The 16,575-nt window shown below is 54.6% G+C and carries 18 protein-coding genes; 14 read left to right on the forward strand and 4 right to left on the reverse strand.

Annotated elements, in window-relative coordinates:
* Positions 1-76: 76 nt before the first annotated feature.
* Together porV and ispF are read left to right on the forward strand one after the other, a co-directional pair.
* Positions 77-1,279 (forward strand): type IX secretion system outer membrane channel protein PorV, encoded by a 1,203-nt coding sequence (porV, locus tag G7Y39_RS01475; RefSeq protein WP_165154467.1) that lies wholly within the window; start codon positions 77-79, stop codon positions 1,277-1,279.
* Positions 1,280-1,286: 7 nt separating this feature from the next.
* Complete coding sequence (gene ispF / locus G7Y39_RS01480) at positions 1,287-1,793, forward strand: 2-C-methyl-D-erythritol 2,4-cyclodiphosphate synthase (protein ID WP_165154469.1); 507 nt, start codon at positions 1,287-1,289, stop codon at positions 1,791-1,793.
* On the opposite strand, the gene G7Y39_RS01485 is transcribed toward ispF, so the two are convergent.
* Entirely contained in the window at positions 1,762-2,130 is a 369-nt protein-coding gene (locus G7Y39_RS01485; protein ID WP_165154369.1) for a hypothetical protein, read from the reverse strand. The genes ispF and G7Y39_RS01485 overlap by 32 nt on opposite strands.
* Positions 2,131-2,438: 308 nt before the next feature.
* Entirely contained in the window at positions 2,439-2,879 is a 441-nt protein-coding gene (locus tag G7Y39_RS01490) for a hypothetical protein (RefSeq protein WP_165154371.1), read from the reverse strand.
* A gap of 92 nt (positions 2,880-2,971) precedes the next feature.
* On the opposite strand from G7Y39_RS01490, the gene G7Y39_RS01495 reads away from it, so the two are divergent.
* The 5 genes from G7Y39_RS01495 to G7Y39_RS01515 all read left to right on the forward strand — a co-directional run bounded on the left by G7Y39_RS01495 (position 2,972) and on the right by G7Y39_RS01515 (position 8,277).
* A complete protein-coding gene (locus tag G7Y39_RS01495) occupies positions 2,972-3,316 on the forward strand; it encodes a translation initiation factor (protein ID WP_165154471.1) in 345 nt (114 codons plus the stop codon).
* A gap of 15 nt (positions 3,317-3,331) precedes the next feature.
* Positions 3,332-6,502, forward strand: a complete 3,171-nt coding sequence (locus G7Y39_RS01500; RefSeq protein WP_165154373.1) for an exodeoxyribonuclease V subunit beta — start codon at positions 3,332-3,334, stop codon at positions 6,500-6,502.
* Positions 6,503-6,585: 83 nt separating this feature from the next.
* Positions 6,586-7,248: a phosphatidylserine decarboxylase family protein gene (locus G7Y39_RS01505; protein WP_165154375.1), complete on the forward strand. Its 663-nt coding sequence runs from the start codon at positions 6,586-6,588 to the stop codon at positions 7,246-7,248.
* Positions 7,245-7,946 carry a phosphatidylcholine/phosphatidylserine synthase gene (locus G7Y39_RS01510; RefSeq protein ID WP_165154377.1) on the forward strand — a complete coding sequence of 234 codons (702 nt, stop codon included), beginning with the start codon at positions 7,245-7,247 and terminating at the stop codon, positions 7,944-7,946. Before G7Y39_RS01505 ends, G7Y39_RS01510 begins: the two co-directional genes overlap by 4 nt.
* Before the next feature lie 55 nt (positions 7,947-8,001).
* Positions 8,002-8,277, forward strand: a complete 276-nt coding sequence (locus tag G7Y39_RS01515) for a DUF4834 family protein (RefSeq protein WP_165154379.1) — start codon at positions 8,002-8,004, stop codon at positions 8,275-8,277.
* Positions 8,278-8,280: 3 nt separating this feature from the next.
* Here the strand turns inward: G7Y39_RS01515 and G7Y39_RS01520 are convergent, their stop codons facing one another.
* Positions 8,281-8,721 carry a nucleoside deaminase gene (locus G7Y39_RS01520; RefSeq protein ID WP_165154381.1) on the reverse strand — a complete coding sequence of 147 codons (441 nt, stop codon included), beginning with the start codon at positions 8,719-8,721 and terminating at the stop codon, positions 8,281-8,283.
* Positions 8,718-8,945 (reverse strand): hypothetical protein, encoded by a 228-nt coding sequence (locus G7Y39_RS01525; RefSeq protein WP_165154383.1) that lies wholly within the window; start codon positions 8,943-8,945, stop codon positions 8,718-8,720. Before G7Y39_RS01525 ends, G7Y39_RS01520 begins: the two co-directional genes overlap by 4 nt.
* Positions 8,946-9,014: 69 nt before the next feature.
* Here G7Y39_RS01525 and G7Y39_RS01530 point away from each other — a divergent pair, with 69 nt between their 5' ends.
* From G7Y39_RS01530 to G7Y39_RS01560, 7 genes are all read left to right on the forward strand, one after another.
* Positions 9,015-9,380 carry a YraN family protein gene (locus G7Y39_RS01530; protein ID WP_165154385.1) on the forward strand — a complete coding sequence of 122 codons (366 nt, stop codon included), beginning with the start codon at positions 9,015-9,017 and terminating at the stop codon, positions 9,378-9,380.
* A gap of 15 nt (positions 9,381-9,395) precedes the next feature.
* On the forward strand, positions 9,396-9,755 hold the full coding sequence (locus G7Y39_RS01535) for an MmcQ/YjbR family DNA-binding protein (RefSeq protein ID WP_165154387.1): 360 nt from the start codon (positions 9,396-9,398) through the stop codon (positions 9,753-9,755).
* Positions 9,745-10,512, forward strand: coding sequence for a biotin--[acetyl-CoA-carboxylase] ligase (locus tag G7Y39_RS01540; protein ID WP_165154389.1), 768 nt, complete (start codon positions 9,745-9,747; stop codon positions 10,510-10,512). The genes G7Y39_RS01535 and G7Y39_RS01540 overlap by 11 nt, the downstream gene beginning before the upstream one ends.
* Positions 10,513-10,738: 226 nt before the next feature.
* Entirely contained in the window at positions 10,739-14,002 is a 3,264-nt protein-coding gene (locus G7Y39_RS01545) for a DUF6383 domain-containing protein (protein ID WP_165154391.1), read from the forward strand.
* 207 nt (positions 14,003-14,209) lie between these two features.
* The gene (locus tag G7Y39_RS01550) at positions 14,210-14,989 is read left to right on the forward strand and encodes a ParA family protein (protein ID WP_165154393.1); all 780 of its coding nucleotides are present in this window, start codon (positions 14,210-14,212) and stop codon (positions 14,987-14,989) included.
* The gene (locus G7Y39_RS01555; RefSeq protein WP_165154395.1) at positions 14,977-15,864 is read left to right on the forward strand and encodes a ParB/RepB/Spo0J family partition protein; all 888 of its coding nucleotides are present in this window, start codon (positions 14,977-14,979) and stop codon (positions 15,862-15,864) included. The genes G7Y39_RS01550 and G7Y39_RS01555 overlap by 13 nt, the downstream gene beginning before the upstream one ends.
* A complete protein-coding gene (locus G7Y39_RS01560) occupies positions 15,861-16,571 on the forward strand; it encodes a DUF5683 domain-containing protein (RefSeq protein ID WP_165154397.1) in 711 nt (236 codons plus the stop codon). Before G7Y39_RS01555 ends, G7Y39_RS01560 begins: the two co-directional genes overlap by 4 nt.
* The last annotated feature ends 4 nt before the right edge of the window (positions 16,572-16,575 follow it).

Consider the following 16,575-nt stretch of genomic DNA (forward strand, 5'->3'; position numbering starts at 1 on the left):
TGCCCCGGTCGCCCGCCCCCCGGGAGGATGGATGTAAAAGGTTGGTTTAGCATAGAATATGAGAAGAATGGAATATATGGTAAGAGTTTCAAGGTTCCGCCTGTTTCTGGCGGTTTTCGGTTTCCTGACGGCGTTCACGGCGTCGTACGCCCAGGGAGGCGCGGACGATATCAAGCATAAATTCGCCCCGATCAATACGGCGATACCCTCTTTGTCGATCGCGCCCGACGCCCGCGGAGGCTCCATGGGCGATAACGGCGTGGCGACTACGCCGGACGTGAACGCCCAGTACTGGAACCCCGCCAAGTATGCTTTCAGCTACAGCAAGGCCGGCGTGGCGCTCTCTTACACGCCCTGGCTGCGTAAGTTGGTGAACGACGTGGCGCTGGCCTACCTGGCCGGCTATTATAAGCTGGGCGACTCCGACATGCAGGCCGTCGGGGCCTCGTTGCGCTATTTCTCGCTGGGCGAGGTGCAGGAAAACCGCGACGGCGGGCTCGGCAACCAGCTCCTGCTGAATCCCTACGAGATGGCTTTCGACGTCAGCTACAGCCGCAAGCTGTCGGACCTGTTCTCCATGGCGGTCGCCTTGCGCTACATCCGCTCGGACATGGGCGCCTCGTCGGACGACGATATGGTGCCGGATAACGCGTTCGCCGCCGACATCGCCGGCTACCTGGAGAAATACGTGATCCTGGGGAATAGCGAGTGCCTGTGGAGCTTCGGTTTCAACATCTCCAATATCGGTACGAAGGTCTCTTACGACGGGGGCAACACGAACCAGTTCCTGCCCACGACGCTGAAGATCGGGACCGGCCTGCTCTACCCGATCGACGATTACAACCAGATCGGGCTCTACCTGGACCTGAGCAAGTACCTGGTCCCCTCCGAGCCGATCCAGGAGGGCACGACTCCCGAGGATGAGGCCGCTTACCGGGAGAAATACGACGAGTACAACAACATGTCTCCGATCACGGGTATCTTCAAGTCCTTCGGCGACTCGCCCAACGGCTTCAAGGGCGAGCTGGAGGAGATCATGGCCTCCATCGGCCTGGAGTATAACTACAACCAGCAATTCTTCGTGCGCGGCGGCTACTACTACGAGAACAAGTACCAGGGAAACCGCCAGTACTTCTCGGTCGGCGCCGGTTTCCGCATGAGCGTTTTCCAGCTGGACGCCGCCTATCTGATCAGCACCGTGCAGAGCAACCCGCTGGACCAGACGCTGCGCTTCTCCCTCTCGTTCGACATGGATGGAATCAAGAACCTTTTCCGATAAGACGGGCATGAAGATACGCGTAGGTTTCGGTTATGACGTACACGCCCTGGTGCCGGGCCGGGAGTTGTGGCTGGGCGGGATCCGGATCGAGCATACGCTGGGCCTGCTGGGGCACAGCGACGCCGACGTGCTGATCCACGCCATCTGCGACGCCCTGCTGGGAGCGGCCGGCCTGCGGGATATCGGTTACCATTTCCCGGATACCGACGGCGCCTACGAGAATATCGACAGCAAGCTCCTGCTCCGGGCTACCATGCGGCTGTTGAGGGAGGCGGGCTACGAGCTGGGCAATATCGACGCCACCGTCTGCGCCGAGCGCCCGCGGTTGAATCCCCATATCCCGCGGATGAGGAAGACACTGGCCGAGGTGCTGGACGCGGACGAGGCCGATATCTCCATCAAGGCCACGACCACCGAGAAGCTGGGCTTCACCGGGCGGCAGGAGGGAATCTCGGCCTACGCCACGGTGCTGATCCAGCGCCCTACCGCTCCCGATCGATCTCCAGCTCGATGATCCTCCGCTCTTTCTCCAGCAACAGCTCCTTCAGCCGCTCTACCTGCTGTCTCAGTCGGGTTATCTTTTCGCTCTCCACCTCTTTCGAGGGGCCGGCGGGAGAGAGCATCTCCCCGTTTCCCCACGCCAGCCACTCCGTCCGTACCCTCGGGAAGGCGCTGAGGATCCGGCGGAGGGTCTCCAGGCTCGGGTCGTGCCGCCGGAAGCGCGCGGAGCGGAGCGTGGAATAGGAGATGCCGCAACGCCGGAGGAAGTCGGCCATGATCAGCCCCTCGTGTCTCGCGATCTGCTCTACTCGGTCGTAAAAAGTACTCATAGGATGTCTTGTATTTGTCAAAACGGTCGCTTGATCCGATCCGTTCCCGCGTAAAAGTACGAAAAAAGTTGTCGGATCGCAGCTTTCGCCATCAAAAAACGGGATTCGCGTTGTCGAATCGCAGCTTTCGCCACCAAAAAACGGGATTCGCGTTGTCGAATCGTAGCTTTCGCCATCGGAAAACGGGATTCGCGTTGTCGGATTGTAGATTTCAAGCTTGTAGAACGGAATTTGTGTTGTCCGACCGAAGGTTTTAGCCGGATGGAATACTGTAGGAAAAACCTCCGTCCTTGCCGGCGCGGATAAGGACGCGCGAACGCGTTTTCAAGTTATTCACGAATGCTAATAGCTTTCAAATAGGCTTTTCTTATGGGATCCAAAGAATGATCCATCGGAAAAATATTCGCCTCTACGTTTCGTTCCACATTGGTGATCGACAAAGATACCCGTATCTCAGTCTGAGGTGGGAGATCGTCAATGCCCAATCGCTTCTTGGATACTCCTATCAACGAGGGGGTGCGATACGTGTAATTCCATGTTTTCTCCAGGCCGATAAGCGCGTATTCCTCGTATGAGTCGTTTTGCAGGACGATCGCTGGCGCGTCTTCCAGCTCGAAGAGAATCCTCTCGCCTTTCATGCCATCCGTCCCCTCGAATCTTTCCACGACGATTAGTTCCTCTCCCTCCTCGTTCTCCTTGTCGCATCCCGCCAGCGGCGGCACGATAGCCAGCAGGCAGATACTCCAGATAAAAAATAGTTTCTTGTTCATAGGTAAACTGTTTTAATGGTTTAACAATGTCCCAAAGCTACGGATTTCCCGCGAGAATTCCTATCTTTGGGACGCTAAAAGAGAAGAACGCTATGAAGACGAACGACTGGAAAGCGCGATTGGGCGTGATGTACTCCACCAATCCCGATTTTACGTACGATACCGGCGAGGCGGAGGAGGAGCCGACCCTGCCGAAAGAGAAACAGGCCTTGCGCGTCTCCCTGGACAAACGCAACCGGGGCGGCAAGACGGTTACCCTGATCACCGGCTTCCGCGGCGCGGAGCAGGACCTGGCCGCCCTGGGAAAGCTCCTGAAGACGCGGTGCGGCGTAGGCGGCTCCGCCAAGGAGGGGACGATCCTCCTCCAAGGCGACCTGCGCGCCGGCGTGTTGGAGATCCTCCGGAAGGAGGGCTACGCGAAAAGCCGTATCCTCTAATCCCCCCCGATCGCCATGCTGACCATCTACAGAGCCTCCGCCGGGGCGGGCAAGACGCATAAGCTGACCGGGGAGTACCTCGCGCTGCTCTTCTCGCGGCCGGGCGCCTACCGCCGGATCCTGGCCGTCACCTTCACGAACAAGGCGACGGACGAGATGAAGAGCCGCATCGTCCGGGAGCTGTACCACCTCGCCTCCGGCCGCCCCTCCGATTACCTCCGGCCGCTCTCCGCCGCCTATTCCCTGACGGAGCCGCAGGCGCGGGAGCAGGCCCGGAAGATCCTGGTCGCGATCCTGCACGACTACTCCGCCTTCAATATCAGCACGATCGACCGCTTCTTCCAGCAGACCACCCGCGCCTTCGCCCGCGAGATCGGCCTGCCGGGCGGCTATGGCATCGAGATGGACCAGGAACGGGTCCTGACCGAGGCGATCGATCGCCTGCTGGCCGACCTGGAGAAGCCCGAGAGCAAGGACCTGCTGGGCTGGCTGCTGCGTTTCGCCGCGGACAAGATCGAGGAGGGAGGCGGCTGGAGCCTGCGGCAAGACATCCTCTCGCTCGGCCGGGAGCTTTTCAAGGAGCGTTACCGGGCCTTTCGCGAGGAGGCCGGCGAGGCGATCGCGGACAAGCAGGCCCTGGAGGCCTACAAACAGGAGCTGTACGCCATCATCCGCTCCGCGGAGGCCGAGGCGCGGCGCCTCGGCGAGGAGGGCGCCGCGCTGCTCAAGCGCTCCGGCCTCAGCCCCGCGGACTTCAAGGGAGGAAGCCGCTCCCCGCTTTTCTACCTCGAGCGGCTGGCGGGCGGCGAGATGAAAGAGCCGACAGCCACCTTCCGGGCGCTGGCGGACCACCCCGAGGCCTATACCACCCGCTCGACGCCGCCCGACCTGCGGCAGGCCATCGGCCGCGCCTACGCGGAGGGGCTGAACGCCTGCGTGAAGCGCGTCGTCTCCCTCTTCGCCGACCTGACGGCCTATCACACGGCCCGCCAGATCGTGCGTTACTCCTACACGCTGGGGATCCTGACCGACATCTCCCGCCAGATCGCCGCTTACCGCGAGGAGAAGAACATCCTGCTGATCGCCGATACGACCGAGCTGCTGAACAAGGTCATCCGCGGCAGCGACGCCCCCTTCATCTACGAGAAGACCGGTACGCGCGTGGACCACTACATGATCGACGAGTTCCAAGACACCAGCGGCATGCAGTGGGACAACTTCCGCCCCCTGGTGGCGGAGAGCCTGGCGAATGGCCGGACGAACCTGATCGTCGGCGACGTGAAACAGAGCATCTACCGCTTCCGCAACTCGGACTGGACGCTGCTGGACGAGCGCGTCCGCGCCGATTTCAGGCCGGAGCAGAGCCGCGAGGAGACCCTGGCGGACAATTGGCGAAGCTGCCGCCGGATCGTGGACTTCAACAACGCCTTCTTCACCGCCGCCCCGGCGATCCTGCAAGCGCTCTACAACGAGGCGCTGGAGAGCTCCTCGCTCAGCGCGTCCGCGCGCGCCCCCTTCCTCGCGAAGATCACCGACGCCTACGACCGGAGCCGGCAGCGCGTACCGCCCCCCCTGCGGCAGAAGGAGGGACACGTGCGGATCGAGTTCCTCTCCGGCGACGCGGAGAAAGACTGGAGGCAGGAGGCGATGGAGCGCCTGCCGGCCATCTTGGAGCGCCTGCAGGACAACGGCTACGCGCTCAAGGAGATCGCCATACTCGCGCGCACCAACCAAGAGGGCGCGCGCGTGGCCGATACCTTGCTGGCCTACAAGGAGGCCCATCCGTCCGGCCGCTACCGCTACGACATCATCTCCGACGATGCCCTGTTCGTGAGCCGCTCCCCGGCGGTCCGTTTCCTGATCGCCCTGCTGCGCTGCGTGCGCGATCCGGAGGACCCGACGTGCCGGAAGCGGGCGCGCTACGCCTACCAGGTGCTGACCGGGCGGTTCGGCGCGCGCGAGGCGGACGACGAGCCGCCCCTCCAAAACCTCCTCCCCCTGTCCCGGCAATCCCTGTACGAGCTGGCCGAGGGGCTCTTCCGCGACTTCTCCGCCTGCTTCCCGGAAACGGAGCAGGTATTCGCGCAAGCCTTCCTCGACCTGGTCGCCGAGTACGCCCAAAAGGAGAGCGCGGACTTGAGCCGCTTCCTGAAATGGTGGGACGAGACGGGCTGCCGCAAGACGATCGCCACCCCGGACGGGCAGAACGCGATCCGCGTCCTGACCGTACACAAGTCCAAGGGATTGGGCTTCAAGGTCGTGATCCTTCCCTTCGCGGATTGGGAGATCGACCACAAGCCGACGAAGCCCGTCATCCTCTGGTGCCACCCGGAGGAGAGACCCTTCGACCGCCTGCGCCTGGTGCCCGTCCGCTACGGGCCGATCCTGGGGCGGACGATCTTCGCCAAGGATTATTTCCGGGAGCGCCTGCACGCGTTCATCGACAACCTGAACACCCTCTACGTCGCCTTTACCCGCGCGAAAGAGGAGCTGATCGTATGCGCCCCCCGCCCGCGGAAGATCGACGACGCGGGCAAGGTCGAGAAGATCGCCTCCATCGCCGACCTGCTCTGGGCGGGAGTGGAGGCGGAGATCGAGGCGGATACGTTTGAGCGGGGGGAATGGTGGCATCCGGATCCGGACAAGGCCTCCGGCGCCGCTCCCGAGGAGATCCCCATGAGCCGCCTGCGCTCCGTCCCCCCGGACGGCCGCCTGCGGTTGCGCCTGCGCGGGAAAGGCTTCTTCTTCGACAACGCCCGGCGGAAGCAGGGCGCCTTGCTGCACGAGATATTGAGCCGGATCCGCACGCCGGAGGATATCCCCGCCTCGGTGGAGCGTTACCGGGTGGCCGGGGTGATCGGCCGCGAGGAGGCGGCGGCGCTGGTCGGCCGCCTGGCGGAGTTGTTGCGCGCGGAGGAGGTCAAGGCCTGGTACGACGGCTCCGCCCGCGTCTTGAACGAAGTGGAGATCCTGTTCGGGAAGGGCCTGTCGAGACGCCCGGACCGGGTGATGATAAAGGCGGGCAGGGTGACGGTCGTGGATTACAAGTTCGGCGAACGGCAAGACAAGCGCTATCCCGAGCAGGTGAGAAACTACCTGCGGCTGATCCGCGAGATGGGTTTCGAGCGGGTCGACGGATACCTCTGGTACGTGGCGCTGGGTAAAATAGAGGCGGTGAATGGGTGATATTTTTTTGATATTCGGCAAAAATGAATACTTTTGCAGATTCTTAGTAAAAAAAGTATAAAACGATACAGAGTCAAAGAGGAATGAAAGTACATAAAGAGGGAACCGGTCTGCTGCTTACGTTGTTCACGATCCTATTCATCGCGAATATGACGTTGTACCACACGGCCGGTAAGGGTATGCCGTTTTATTCGGTCGCTTCCGTCTCCGCCGGATTGTTCCTGTTGGTGCTAAACTTCTTCCGCAGTCCTTTCCGCCGCTTCCCGTACGATTCGGAAGGCTTGGTGATCGCTCCCGCCGACGGTACGATCGTCGCCATCGAGGAGGTGATGGAGAACGAGGTCCTTCACAGGGAGTGCCTGCAGATATCGATCTTCATGTCGATCTTCAACGTACATGCCAACTGGTTTCCCGTAAACGGTACCGTGAAGCAGGTCTCCCACCAGAGCGGCCGTTTCATGGCGGCCTATCTGCCGAAGAGCAGCACGGAGAACGAGCGCTCGGCGGTCGTGATCACCACGAGGAACGGCGTGGATGTCCTGGCCCGCCAGATCGCCGGGGCGATGGCGCGCCGCATCGTCACCTATGCCAAGCCGGGAGAGAAATGCCATGTGGACGAGCAGATGGGCTTCATTAAATTCGGTTCCCGCGTGGATGTCTTCCTGCCGGTGGGGACGGAGGTGCTGATCGAGATGGATCAAAAAGTAACCGGCAATCAAACGCCCATAGCCCGTTTGTCAAAATGAGTGTAAGAAAACATATTCCCAACGCGATTACCTGCCTGAGCCTGCTGTCCGGCTGTGTCGCCAGCGTGATGGCGCTGCGCGGCGATCTCTCATCCGCGTTGGGCTGGGTGATCCTGGCCGCGGTCTTTGATTTCTGCGACGGCTTCGCCGCCCGTCTGCTGAAGGCCTACTCGCCGATGGGAAAGGAATTGGACTCCTTGTCGGATATGGTAAGTTTCGGCCTCGCCCCGGGCATGGTGGTCTATTGGTTGCTGGGAGAGGCCTCCAAGGCTTTGCCCTTCGGCGCCTGGAGCGCGTATATCCCTTACCTGGCCTTCGTGATCCCCCTGTTCTCGGGCTTGCGCTTGGCGAAGTTCAATATCGACGAGCGGCAGACGACCTCGTTTATCGGCCTGCCGGTTCCGGCGCATGCCCTGTTCTGGGCTTCCGCGGGCTACTCGGTCCTGCCGGTCGTCCACGCGAATGAGGGCTTGTTCGTGTCGCTGACGGTTCTCCTGGCGTTCGTTTCCTCCTGGCTGCTGGTGTCCGAGATACCGATGTTCTCGCTGAAGGTGAAATCCTTGGCGTGGAGGGGTAACGAGCTTCGTTACCTGCTCATCGCCGGCGCCGTCGTTTTCGTGGCGTTGTGGGGATGCCTGGGAATCTCCGGGACCATTCTGCTGTATATCGTCTTGTCTATTTTTAACAAAAGGGGATAAACAAGAATTTGTACCTTTGTGTTTGTGATATAAAGAACCATTTAAGTATCGGCTTATGTTTAAATTTCTGTTTGTAATATTCTTTTTCTTTGTCCTGTTGGTGTTTCTGATGGGCTTCTCCATCTTGCGTACCATCAAGAACCTCTTCTTGGGTAGCGGAAACAGCGCGCGCGGGGGAGAGCGACGTCGTCAGACCAACCGCGATACTTCCGGACGTCGCGCCACCGCCCGCGACGACGAGGGCGCGGCAGACCCCTCCCCCTACGTCCATCGCAGGAAGATATTCGCCAAGGACGAAGGAGAGTATGTGGATTACGAGGAGGTCAAATGACGCTTAGCGTCTTTGCTCGAAGAAACGCCGCATCTCCTCCGCGCACTCTTTTTCCAGGATTCCTTTCTTGATAACCGCCTTCGGATGGAAGGCGCGCGGGGCGAATTGGGAGAACCCTCTTTTCGCGTCGGGTGCCCCGTATACGATCGTGCTTAGTTGCGCCCATCCGATCGCGCCGGCGCACATCACGCAGGGTTCCACGGTCACGTACAGGCCGCAACGGGTCAGGTATTTCGCGCCCAAGGCTCCGGCGGCGGCCGTAATCGCCAACATCTCGGCATGCGCGGTCACGTCGTTCAAGCATTCGGTTTGGTTATGCGCCCGCGCGATGACCCGGCCGTCGCAGACAATGACGGCTCCCACGGGAACCTCACCCTCCGCCGCCGCCGCGCGGGCTTCCGCCAGCGCTTGCCGCATGAAGTATTCGTCATCGAACGGATTCATCTCCTCATCTCGTTTTCGTTAAAAAGCGTCGGATAATCCTCCTCCAAGGTCTTGAGGATGTGAGAAAGGATCGTCTCCCGGTACCAGCGGGACTTGTTCCTGATCTTGTAGCGTGAAAGATAACGCTTCACCGCCTTATGCTCTTCGTCATTCAGCATAAAGGTCACTTTGTGTACCCTCGGATGATGGGGTTGCGCCGGTGAATATTTACGTTCTTCTCGCATACGGTCGCGAATGTACGAGTGAATGGCCGAATAACAAAGAAAATGGCTATATTTGCGCGAATGAACGCGATGGCAAGACAAAACGACATGGGGCGGGAAGGCGAGTCTGAGGCTCGTGCCTATCTGGTGAGGCATGGATACGACGTGTTGCATACCAATTGGCATTGGCATCATTATGAACTGGATATTATCGCGGTCAAAGACGATGTGTTGGTCGTGGTGGAGGTGAAGACTCGTTCTGAGGATTTCCTGCTTTCGCCGGAAGACGCGGTAGACGCCAAGAAGATCCGGCGGATCGTCGCCGCCGCGGATGCCTACGCCCGTTATTTTAACAGAGACTTACCGGTCCGTTTTGATATCGTGACCTTGATCAAGAAGGAGACGGGTTTCCTGATCGACCATATCGAAGATGCTTTCTACGCGCCTTGCCATTAAATTAAGGTAAACGTTATGAATATAGAAGAAGTACGCGAATACTGCCTTTCCCTGAGGAATGTCACCGAGTGTTTCCCGTTCGATGAGGTATCGCTGGTCTTTAAGGTGGAGAATAAGATGTTCCTGCTGCTTCCCTTGGACGCGGAGGAGCCTCATGTCGCCTTGAAATGCGGTACGGACTATGTGGAAGAGTTGCGCGAACGTTACGCGGCGGTGGAGCCGGCCTATCATTTTAACAAGAAATACTGGAATAGCATTTATCTGGACCGGGATATGGAGGACGAGGCGGTTAAGCGCTGGATCCTCCACTCTTACCGGGAGGTGATCGCGAAACTGCCAAAGAGAATAAGGGAGGATTATAGGGATGAGCTTTGATCATGAATCTCCCCGCGTCTTGCGTGTGGCGGAAACCGCTTCCACGAATAGCCTGCTCCGCGCGCTGATCGGCAAGGAGCCGCTTCCGGAGGGAAGTGTCGTAGTCGCCGATTTCCAGACGGCGGGGCGCGGCCAGATAGGGAATGTGTGGGAGTCTGAGGCGGGAAAGAACCTGACGTTTAGCGCGGTCTTGTATCCGACGTGTATCCCGGCAAACCGGCAGTTCTTGATTTCCCAGATAGCGGCGTTGAGCGTGAAAGAGACGTTGGACGTATATACGGATCATATCACCGTGAAATGGCCGAATGATATTTACCGGAACGATAAGAAGATTTGCGGGATGTTGATCGAGAACGACCTGTCGGGGCAGCACCTGTACTGCTCCATCATCGGGATTGGCATAAACTTGAATCAGGCGCTGTTCCGCGGCGATGCCCCGAATCCGGTCTCCCTGTTGCAGATAATCGGCAAGGAGGTGGATCGAGAGGAGGTCCTGGATCGTTTCCGCTCCATATTCTATCGCTATTATCTGTCTCTCCTCCAAGGGGAATACGAGGAGATCCGTACCCGCTATCGATCTGCCTTGTACAGGGGGGAGGGCTATCATGCGTATCGGGATGAGGCCGGCGAGTTCGAGGCTTGCGTTCATGATATAGAATCAACGGGCCATCTTTTGCTGGCGTTGCGGGATGGAAGCATCCGCCGCTACGCGTTTAAGGAGGTCGCTTTTGAAAACAGGTGTCGCGGCAGTGAATGAGAGATGGTTTGTCTTTATAATCGGTAGTTTTGTAATGAATAGCCTATTTGATTGATAAGAAAGCGTATATGCTGACAAAAAAATAATAGGGAAGATTTGCGCGAATCAAAGAAACGCGTACCTTTGCAAGCGATGGATAAAATCGGCTGCCGTGGATGTGGTTTTGTGAGGGCAGCCCAATGAATGAGCTTATTACACTTTAGTATTAATATTAAATTATTTAGTTATGAACAAAAAGTTTTCTACTCTTTTGGCTGGTGCCGCATTTTTGAGTGCGGTGTCGGTTAATGCGCAGATTAAACTGAATGAAGGAGCGAATAGCGGACTTTATCAGCTTAAGGCTGGCTCTGAGTTCTTGAGTATTACGGAAGACGCAAGCGGTAATGACCAAATCCAAATGCTTCCTCACAGCTCCGCAAACTTAGGAGGTACGATGTGGTGTGTAACGGTTGATGCCGAGAACCAAGGACAAAATCCCAAGTATGATTTCACAAACAAGATCGGAAAATTCTTAGGTCTTGACATTAGTACGATCGCGGGTAAGGCGGCTGCTGAGTCGAGTCCTGTAGATGCGGTTGTTGGTGGTGATCTTTCCGGATGGAAATTCTCTCCGACATTTAAGAATGGCGTTGTGAAGTCTGTGATTTATTCCTATTTCACGAATGACTCTGTGATCGGTTTGAAAGTAGTTGGTAGTGATGTAAAGATGGTTAAAGTTGGTGCTGAGAAAGCCGATCCTTCTGTCTTTACTGAGTTTGAATTGGTTGAAGCTGCTGAAATTACAATCTCTAATAAGGATGATTTCAACTCCATATTTGGCACCCAAGATAGCAAGGCTGGTGTTGCGTTGACCTTTGATAAAGATGTAAAGGGCGAAGGAGTTGTTAATCCTTTCAATGCAAAGAAAATCTTGCTTGAGGACGCTGGAGCTGGTTATTTCTATGTATTGAATACAGACTCCTCTTATCTGTATGTGGATACTGCTTATACGAATGCAATCGGTGGCAGCAAGTTTTTGGCCTATAATTGGAGTAATTTGAAATATGATGAGCTCCAAAAGAGCCAAGCTGTGGCAAAGCCTATTTCTGCGGCGGATTCTATTGGTAAAATTACCCTTGATGGTGTAAAAAACTTGGCGAGTCAGTTCAAGTTTAAGTTTAAATACAAACCTTCTGTAGATAGCTTAGAGATTTTGGTGAACCAAGTTTATACTGAGCCTGGGACGGATGGCTATTGGAAGTCTGCTACAGTTCAATCTACTGTTGATGGGTATCATGTGTCTTTGCAAGAGTTATTGAAGGATCAGGTTCGTATCTTGACAGTTGCTGAAAAGCAAAACACTCAGATCAAGTTAGGTTTCGCCGGCTGCGAAGCGGCTAAGACAACCAAGACAACGGTTGCTGATGGCGTTTATTTGATCAAGAATGCTAAGAATAACAAGTATTTGGCTTCTCCGATCCATAATAACGGTGCTTCTGCTGAATGGGTAACTTTGGATTTGCAGGACGCTAATCATATGCCGGCTTATCAATGGGTGGTATTGAAGAACAATGTAACCGATAAGAATAATATCTCTCCGGTTAAGGCTACCAACCGTGAGTTCCCTACTGTCACCGCTTCTATGCAGCTGAATAAGGCAGAAGGTGCTTCCTATATGTATGCTTCTGCACTTCCTACTGTTTCTGCGATCGCAACAACCGACTCATTGGAATTCATCCCTGTCGCTAAGGAGATTTATACTAACAAGTATATTGGTTACAAGCACTTGACGGAGGACGAGTTGATTACTAACAAGTATACATTCAACTACTGGCATCCGTATGCAGACGATAAGTTCATCGGTGTTAAGGACTCTACGATGAATGTATTGGATGGTAAGAAGGCCTTCACGATCAAGTCCTCTTATAAAGAACATGCTTATGGTTATGCTCCGACTCCTGAGGTTGCAGGTAACAAGAAGATCACGGGCCGTATCCCGGGCTTGGTTCAGCTGGTAAGAACAATGTATATCATCATGGATGGTGAAAATACATTCCGTAATCACGATAGAGCTGTTGAGGACAAGTATATCTTAAGCAAGCACTATCCTAATACAAGCGCTGACTCTGTTTACTTCAAGGAGAATAATGATATCAAGGGTATTCACTATTATGCGATTGTTGAGGCAACTTCAACTGGAACCATTTCTGCTGCCCAAGAAAAGGTTGGTGTATCTGACTACGATGCTACCGCTACCTTGAAAGCTCAGGTATTGGGTGAGACTCGTACATCCGCGTTCGCCATCGCTCCGGACAACACCCCGTTGTATCGTCACTTCAACAACGCTGCCTTGGGCGAGAATACGGATGACTCAACGGATAGCTTGATCTTCGTTGAAAAGATCCGTAAGGAATACTTGATGGATGAGTGGAACGAGAACTTGACAACTGAGGCGGTTGATTACGCAGGTATCTGGGACAAGGATAAGGCAAAAGGTAAGTTGGCGTTTACGGTTGATACAGCTTGGGTTAACCGTGGTTCGGGTTTGGTTAAACCGCAATATTTGATCTCTGTCGCTCGTGATGATCAAGGCGCTATCTCGGTTGTTCCTTGTACGTATGAGCACAATCACTATGATAACGCAGGTAACAAAGTTGATGCCGCGCATTGTTCTCACGCGACTCAAGGTCGTGAAGGCTTCGCCTACGGTAAGTACTTGGTAAGCTTCGCCGACTCAGTGATCGCTAAGAAATACAAGGCTCCGTACATGGATATCGATGGTGGTTACACACGCGTAGGTTTCGTGAAGGCTATTAAGGTTGGTGATAGCTTGGTAGTCCTGACAAATGGCTTCGAGAAGCTGGAGCCGGCTAAGTTGGATACCGCTACGATCTTCAGTAACTATCGCGACAATAAGTTGACTCACTTTATCGTTGACTTGACCGGTGACAACCACAAGAACGTAACTTGGTCGTTCCGTTATGTAAATCCGGATAAGGCCGGTGCTGTGACGGAAGAGGGCGAAGCGAACGAGTTCTTGTTCGAGTCTAACATTTACTCTGAGCCTGCTAATGCCGCTGTTACAGGTGATGCCGGTAAGGCTGCTGCCGGTTACGACAAGGCAGTTCTCGGTTCAATCGCTCCTGAGTATGCCGCTTGGTTGAAGATGCAGAACGGTTGCTTGGTATTGACTCGCGGTGATTCTAAGTTTGCCGATGCTAAGACGGGTTCTGACGGTGCATTGATCTTCAACGCATACCAGAAGACCGAGGAGGATGATATGGTAACTTCTAACGGTGAGGTTTCTGTAGAAGGCGTATCCGTAGTAGCCGGTAACGGTACGGTAACCGTTCAGGGTGCCGCCGGTAAGTCCGTTGTTATCACGAACATCTTAGGTAAGGTAGTCGCTGAGACCGTTCTTGCTTCCGATAACGCTACAATCGCTGTACCTGCCGGTATCGTAGCTGTAGCCGTTGAGGGTGAAGAGGCTGTTAAGGCGATCGTTAAATAAGTAGAAAAACGGATCGAGTTTCCGTAAGGAAAGAGACCGGTCATACGATAAAGCCCCGTCGATGTACTTCGGCGGGGCTTTTTGCTTATATTCGCGAGTTATCAACAGTTAGGGCGATTTATCAACAAAACAAGCATTGTTTTGATTGAACCCTGTTTGGTTCGGTTTTTAATGTTTAGTTTTGCCCTCGAATCAATTGGGTATAGTATGGGAAAGATTATCGCTTTAGCAAATCAGAAGGGAGGAGTCGGGAAGACAACCACCACGATTAATCTGGCCGCGTCGTTGGCCGCTCTTGAGAAAAAGGTGCTGGTCGTAGACGCTGATCCGCAGGCGAATGCCTCATCCGGTCTGGGTGTGGATATACGTAATGTAGAACTTTCTATTTATGAATGTTTGGTGAACGGTGAGGATGCGAGCGGTGCGATCACACCGACAGAAGTGGAAGGACTGGATATCATCCCCTCTCATATTGATTTGGTGGGAGCGGAGATCGAGATGCTGAACTTGGAGAATCGCGAGCGGATCTTGAAGCAGATATTGACACCGCTGAAAGAGAAGTACGATTTCATCCTGATCGACTGTTCTCCCTCTTTGGGATTGATAACCGTGAATGCCTTGACCGCCGCCGATTCGGTGATCATCCCGGTGCAATGCGAGTATTTTGCCTTGGAAGGTATCAGTAAGCTGTTGAATACGATCAAGATTATCAAATCGAAACTGAACCCGGCTCTGGAGATAGAGGGATTCCTCTTGACTATGTACGATTCCCGCCTGCGTTTGGCGAACCAGATTTATGAGGAAGTGAAACGTCCGTTCCGCGATCTGGTGTTTACTACCGTGATCCAACGAAACGTGAAGTTGAGCGAGGCCTCCAGTTATGGTAAACCCGTCCTGCTGTACGACGCGGATTCGAAAGGATCGATCAACCATATGCAATTGGCGCAGGAGATTGTTGAAAAAAATAAAGGACTATGGCAGCATTAAAAAGATCGGCCCTAGGCCGTGGATTAGACGCGTTAATTACGATGGATGACCTGAAGACAGGTGGTTCATCGTCTATCAGTGAGATCGAGTTAAGCAAGATCCAGCCTAATCCGGAGCAACCTCGATCCGTCTTTGAGGAAGAGACCCTGGAGGAGTTGGCTACCTCTATCCGCTCGTTAGGCGTGATACAGCCGATTACGTTGAAGGAAATCGGCCCCGAGCAATATATGATCATCTCCGGCGAACGCCGTTATCGCGCGTCGCTTAAAGCGGGTTTGGAGCGTATTCCCGCTTATATCAAGACGGCGGCCGACGAGAACGTGGTGGAGATGGCCCTGATAGAGAATATCCAACGGGAGGACTTGAACTCTATCGAAATCGCGTTGGCTTATCAAAAATTAATCGACAATTACGGCTTGACCCAAGAGGGATTGAGCGAAAGGGTTGGAAAAAAACGCGCTACGATCGCTAATTACCTTCGTTTATTGAAGCTTCCGGCCGAGATCCAGGTGGGATTGAAGGACAAGAAGATCGATATGGGACATGCCCGGGCATTGATTCCGGTGGATGATCCGGAGGTCCAATTGGCTTTATATGAGCAGATATTGGCTCAAGGCCTCTCCGTTCGTAACGTGGAGGAGATGGTGCGTAATATAGCCGAGGGTATACGGCCGGAATTGCCGGAAAAGAAAAAAACCGATCGTAAGTCGATCCTTCCGGAAGAGTTTAAATTGCTGAAAGATCATTTGTCTCGTTTCTTCAATACGAAAGTCCAGTTGACTTGCGACGAGAAGGGAAAGGGTAAAATTACGATTCCCTTCGCCACGGAAGAAGAGTTGGAGCAATTGATCGGATTACTGGATAAGTTGAAATGAGAAATCGAATCATACTCCTTTTGATCGGATTCATGTGCCATGCCGGGATGGGTAACGCGCAGGTGGATAAGACGGAGAAAGTCGTTCCGGCCAGAGTCTCCGATTCCGCGGCGGCAGCTGCCCCGGATTCTACCGTACAAGCTGTCTTGATGGCGGCCGATTCGGTGGGTGTACCGGAAGTGGAGATGAATCTGGCCTATAAGCCGAATCCGACAAAAGCGGTCTTGTTCGCCTTGGTACCGGGTCTGGGACAGGTCTATAACCGGAAATATTGGAAATTACCGATTGTTTACGGTGGCTTGATGGGATGTATGTATGCCGTGACTTGGAATAATAAGAATTATAAGGATTATTCGACGGCTTATAAGGATATCATGTATGATGCCGCTAAGAATCTCGAAAATCCGGATGCTTGGAGCAAAAGTTGGCAAGACTTGACTGCCATGGATCCTGAGGAGGCGATTCATGATTCCAATTTCAAGGATCAATTGAAAAGACAGAAGGATTATTATCGTCGATACAGAGACTTGAGTATAATTATTACGGTCGGGGTGTATGCGTTGAGCATCGTGGATGCCTACGTGGATGCCCAGTTGTTCGATTTTGATATATCACCGGATTTATCCTTGCATTTGGAGCCGGTTGTCAGTCCGAAAACGAGTGTCACGCCTCGTGCTTACGGATTGAATTGCAGTCTGAAATTCTGATATC

This window comes from Parabacteroides sp. ZJ-118, from assembly GCF_011038785.1.
GTDB lineage: Bacteria > Bacteroidota > Bacteroidia > Bacteroidales > Tannerellaceae > Parabacteroides.